Source organism: Alistipes sp. 56_sp_Nov_56_25, from assembly GCF_001915285.1.
Lineage (GTDB): Bacteria > Bacteroidota > Bacteroidia > Bacteroidales > Rikenellaceae > Alistipes > Alistipes shahii.
This window is the reverse complement of the sequence record NZ_MNQF01000042.1, coordinates 1-5,285: the sequence shown is the minus strand read 5'-3', so window position 1 is coordinate 5,285 and position 5,285 is coordinate 1. Positions and strand designations below refer to the sequence as shown.

The 5,285-nt window shown below is 59.5% G+C and carries 3 protein-coding genes; all 3 read right to left on the bottom strand.

From position 1 onward, the window contains the following. Window positions 1-382 precede the first annotated feature (382 nt). Window positions 383-757, bottom strand: a complete 375-nt coding sequence (locus tag BHV64_RS08875; RefSeq protein WP_022061680.1) for a BACON domain-containing protein — start codon at window positions 755-757, stop codon at window positions 383-385. A 34-nt stretch (window positions 758-791) separates the two neighbouring features. Then, a complete protein-coding gene (locus BHV64_RS08870; RefSeq protein ID WP_022061679.1) occupies window positions 792-2,672 on the bottom strand; it encodes a RagB/SusD family nutrient uptake outer membrane protein in 1,881 nt (626 codons plus the stop codon). Window positions 2,673-2,692: 20 nt separating this feature from the next. Beyond that, window positions 2,693-5,285, bottom strand: a 2,593-nt coding sequence (locus BHV64_RS08865) for a SusC/RagA family TonB-linked outer membrane protein (protein ID WP_288115752.1), incomplete at its 5' end; no start/stop codon positions are given.

Genomic DNA, 5,285 nt, shown 5'->3' with positions numbered 1-5,285 from the left:
TTTGCCGTCGAAGAGCAGCTGCCAGCCGTCGGCGATTTCGGCCTGGGTGAGGGTGTTGTGTTTGGGGCAGCAGGAGCAGAGGCCGGCTGCGAGGAGGCCTGTCGCGAAGAGCGTGCGGAACAGGGTGCGGCTTGGGTTCGATTTCATAAGTTCAATATTAGAGGTTTCTTGATTGGCGGTTGTCGTGTCCGAAAATCACCCGGTTCGTCCTCTTTGTAAAACGGGAAGTTTCGTTTTACAAAGGAAAGAGATTGCGAATGCTTTCGTGAATTTTTACAAAAGTAATTATTTTAACGGAGCAAACGAACGCGGAAGGCATAAAAAAATGTCACAGCAGTATGAATTTGTGACATTTTTTCTGGTTACGGGTCGTGGCGGGCGGTTACCTGCGGCCTTTGCCGGCCGCAGATTCCGGAACGACAGTTTCCTGCTCCACGCCGATGGTGCGTGTTTCGTTCCCGCAGGTGACGGTCAGCGTGGCTTTGCGGGGTGCGCCCGTTTCGTTGGTCGTGTAGGTCATCGTGATCTCGCAGGGACCGGCCGCCTCCGCGGGCGTCACGGTCATCCAGTCGGGAATGCCGGTCAGCGTCCATGCGCCGGGGGCCGATACGATCATGCGCTGCATGCCTTCCTGTTGGGAGAAGGTCCATTGGGCCGTCGATACGGCGAAGTCGGGGGTTTTCACTTCGTCGTCGTCGCATCCCGTTACGGACAGTGCGGCCAGGCCGACGAGTATTGAACAGAGCAGTTTTTTCATCTCTTTATCTTGTTGTTTGGCGTGTGACAATGGGTTAATAGCCGGGGTTCTGCACCAGGTTGGGATTCTTGTTGATCTGGCTCATGGGAATGGCCAGCCAGTAGCTCTTCGGCGCTTCGAAGACGCGGACGCGGCCTCCCTGATTGGCCGGGATCACCTGGTAGAAATCCTCCTGGGTCTTTCCGTCCCGGTTCCACGAGCGGGGTTCCTTGTTCATCACCTCGGGAGCCTCCTTCCAGCGGCGCAGGTCGTGGAAACGGCGTCCTTCGAACAGGAATTCGATCGAACGCTCCTGGTGCAGCACCTTGCGCAGTTCGCTGCCCGAGGGAATGCCGCCCACCAAGGCCCACGAATCCTGGAAGCGGGGCAGCCCGCAGCGTTTGCGCACCCGGTTGAGGTATTCGAGGCTCAAGGGGCTCAACGACCCGTTGTATTCGAAGTCCGCTTCGGCGTAGTTGTAGAACAGTTCCGGAAGCCGCAGGTAGGGATAGGCGTATTTGCGGTAGTTGTAGGAGTTCTTCGACTGGTTGTAGGTGCTCGATTTGTGAATCCATTTCTGGCAGAGGTAACCCGTGCAGCTCTGGTATTCGTCGGTCTCCTTGAGCGTCGAGCCGTGCAGTTCGCCGCCGCGGAGCTGGAGCGTGAGGATTTTGTCGTCGATCTCGAACGTGCCGCGGTCGAAACCGATCGAGGCGTAGAAGCGGGGTTCGCGGTTGCGGTGCAGGCGGGCGGTGTTGTCGCCCGGGGCGACGCTGTACAGGTCCTCGTCCTTGGTCAGCGGGTCGACGTCGAGCGGCAGCCCGTTCTTGGTGTAGTACATCTCGACGGCCTCCATCGTCGGCACGAGAGTCGTTTTCCAGCCTTTCGACATGTTGCCCTTGATCGAACGCGGTCCGCCGTAGCGCTGCAAAGCCTGAATGCCGCTCTGCGCGCCTTTGGCCAGGATGAATTCGGCTCCGTTCCAAGGCTCTTCGACGAAGGTGTCGTGGTAGTTCTTGCGGCCGCGTTCGTCGTCGGGCAGGCTCGAATCGGCCGAGGTATAGAGGTCGTATTTCGGCTTTTTCGTGTCGGGATTGATCTCGTCCGCGAGGGCGATCGCCGCCGCTGCCGCGTCCAGCGCCCGTTTCCACTTTTCCGGATCGTAGGTCGTGCTCATCAGGGGCGTGCCGTCGGGGTTGTTGAACCCTATGTAGTCGGGATTGCCGTTGACCAGCGGCGAGGCGGCGTAGAGCAGCAGGCGGGCCTTGTAGCTGAGCGCGGCCATTTTCGTGGGAAGTCCCAGTTCGGACTCGCCGACCACGTCGGGCAGCAGCCCGGCGGCCCGGTCGTAACACTCGGCGATGTACTTCACGCACTCGTCGTAAGGCGTCCGCGGAGTGAGGATCTCCGATTCGGGCGCGTCGATGGGAATGAACTTCTTGACCAGTACGATCGGTCCGTAGTATTCGAGCAGGCACTGGTGGTAATATCCCACGAGGAACCACGCTTCGCCCGCGTAGCGGTCGGCGTTTTCCTGCGAGACTGCGGGAACTTTGTAGATGTTGTCCAGCAGGTAGAAACAGTAGCGTATGCCGCGGTAGATGTCGTAGTTCGTGCCGCCGCTGGTGCAGTTCGGGGCCCAGCGGCCGAAATAGGTCAGGTTGGCGTTCTCCTCGCCGTAGAGCAGGCTCTTGCTCGAAAAATAGTAGGTCGTGCCGCGCGCTCCGGTGATGAAGTCGTCGCCGGCGAACTGGTCGGGCGACCAGTCGTACCCGATCAGGTTGGGCATGTAGGTCTGCATGTAGTAGCGGTAGTTCTCGGCCTGCTCCTCCGTTTTCCAGATATCCTCTTCGGTGGCTTTGCCTTCGGGCACCACGTCGAGGTAGGAGCAGGAGCATAGCAGCAGCAGTGAAAGTGCGAAGATTATCTTTTTCATGGTCTTTTGCTGTGTTTGGGTTAGAAATTGAACTGGAATCCGAGGTTGTACGTCCGCTGGAGCGGGTATCCCAGGCCGTTGCCCGAACCCTTTTCGGGGTCCCAGTACTTGAACGGGGCGAAGGTCAGCAGGTTGGTTCCCGAGACGTAGACGCGCATTTTCTTGTAGGTGTAGCCGATCTCGGCGGTCTTCAGGCGCAGCATCTTGCCGTTGCGCACGTAGAGCGTGCTGGCCTTGGTGTTGTTGTTGTTCCACAGCGGCGACAGGCGCGGGTAGAGAGCCTTGGGATTGGGGTCGTCCTCGCTCCAGTGTTCGTCGGCGATCCACTGCATCAGTCCCGAACCGGGCGTCGCGGCTGTCGCGAAGGGGTGGTAGTTGTACATGAGGATCGACACCTTGCCCTGTCCCTGGAAGAAGGCCGAGCAGTCGAATCCCTTGTATTTGAGCGAAAAGCCGAATCCGTAGATGATCTCCGGGACGGTCGGGTTGCCCGTCCAGCACATGTCGTTGTCGTCGATGATCTTGTCATCGTTCAGGTCGCGGTATTTCACGTCGCCCGGGCGGATGGGGTAGGTCGTGGCGTAGATGTCCTGCGAGGGCGAGGAGGCGATCTCTTCCTCGTCCCTGAAAAGCCCTTCGGCGATCAGGCATTGGATCGAGTTGATCGGATGTCCGGCCTTGTACTGGTAGGCCCATTTGTATTTGGGTTCGTCCATTTCGACGATCTCGTTGTGGGCGTAGGTGAACGTGCCGCGCAGCGAGAGGATCAGGTCCTTCGAGAAGGCCTTGTTGTAGTCGACCGAGATGTCGACGCCGCTGTTGTCGACCTTGCCGATGTTGGCCCACGGCGTGATGCCCGACATGCCGAAGGTCGAGGGCAGCGACGTGCGCTGCATGAAGATGCCCGAGCGTTTCTCCTTGAACCAGTCGAAGATGATGTTCAGGCTGTCGAACAGGCCGATCTCCACGCCGATGTCGAGTTTGCGGCTCTCCTCCCACGTGGCGTTGGGGTTGCCGTAGACGGAGAGGATGGGACCGTACTTACGCTCGAAGTTGTTGCCGATATAGACGTCGTAGCCCTGTCCCATGTCGACGGTCGTGAGGTAGGGGAAGCGGTCCGCATAATCCTTCGAGATCACGTCGTTGCCGACCAGCCCGTACGAAGCGCGGAGTTTGAACAGGTTGACCTGTTCCTTGATCCCCTTCCAGAACGGCTCGTTCGAAATCACCCAGCCCACGGCCACCGACGGGAAGAATCCGAAACGTTTGCCCGCGGCGAAGTTCTCCGAGCCGTTGTAGCCGAAGTTGGCTTCGAACAGGTAGCGTTTGTCGAAGCCGTAGGTGACGCGCCCGGCGAGTCCCTGCTGGCGGTAGGGCAGCGCGGCGTACTCCTGCTCGTCCGAGATGTTCATGTTGCGCTCCTTCTGCATGTAGACGATCGTCGCTCCGACATCGTGTTTGCCGAACGTGCGGGCGTAGTCGATCTTGGCCTGGAACGCCAGCTCGCGGTAACCGTCCTTGCCGCGCGTCGTGCCCAGGTAGGTGCTTCCGGTGTTGGTCGAGTTGCTGGTGTAGCTGTAATTGCCCGCCTCGTCGATATTGTAGTCGGTCAGCTGGTACATGAACGGCGTGAACGAACGGTAGACGGCCGAGTAGACGCGGTTGTAGAAGGTCGCCATGCCCGTTGCGCTCAAGCCCTTGGTGATGAAGTCGAGGTTCTGGTTGACGGTCAGCGCCGAAGTGAAGTGGCCGCGGAACTGGTCGCCGTAGCCGCGGCACAGCTGGGCGTAGGGGTTGGTGAAGAAGCCGCTGTTCCAGGCGTTGTTGGTTCCGAAGCGCACGAACGTGTCCGATTCCTCGCCGGGCAGCGTCGCGGGGAATTCGCAGGGCATGCCGGTCATGGCGTAGGCGAAGAGGTCCGAGACGCTCTGGATCGGGGCGTGGCGGTAGTGCAGCTGGGTGTTCATCTTCAGCGATACGCGGGTGGTCTTGGTGGCGTCGGCCGAGACATTGGCCTGGAACAGGTATTTCTGGGCGTTGATGTTGGTGTCGAATTTCGAGGCTTCGGGCTTGCGCATGATGCCGTTCTCGTTGTAGACCGAGGCGTTGAGGAAGTAGTCGATCTTCTTGGCTCCGCCCGTCATGTTGAAGTTGAAGTTCTGGTTGAAGGTGCAGTCCTTGAACAGCATGTCGTACCAGTCGACGTTGGGGTAGACGTAGGGGTCGAGTCCCAGTTTGGTTCCCATGATCTTCTCGTTGCTGTAATAGGGCTTTTCTCCGCGCGTGGTGCGGGCCTCGTTGAAGGTCTCCATGTAGGTGATGCCGTCGGCGACCTTCGGAACGCGGGTCGGGGCCGAGGCGCCGAACTCGGCGCGCAGGTTGATGGTCATTTTCTCCGAGTCGCGGCCGTTTTTCGTGGTGATGATCATCACGCCGTTGGCTCCGCGCGAACCGTAGAGGGCCGTGGCCGTGGCGTCCTTGAGCACCGAGAACGACTCGATGGTCTCGGGCGGGATGTTGTTGAGCATCTGGTTGGTGATTTCCACGCCGTCGAGGATCAGCAGCGGCGACTGTCCCGATCCGAAGGTCGAGATTCCGCGGATCCAGAAATTG

What these genes read in the sequence shown, in the direction of transcription:
- BHV64_RS08870 (WP_022061679.1), bottom strand. Translation starts at nt 2,672, where the DNA reads ATGAAAAAGATAATCTTCGCACTTTCACTGCTGCTGCTATGCTCCTGC.
- BHV64_RS08875 (WP_022061680.1), bottom strand. Translation starts at nt 757, where the DNA reads ATGAAAAAACTGCTCTGTTCAATACTCGTCGGCCTGGCCGCACTGTCC.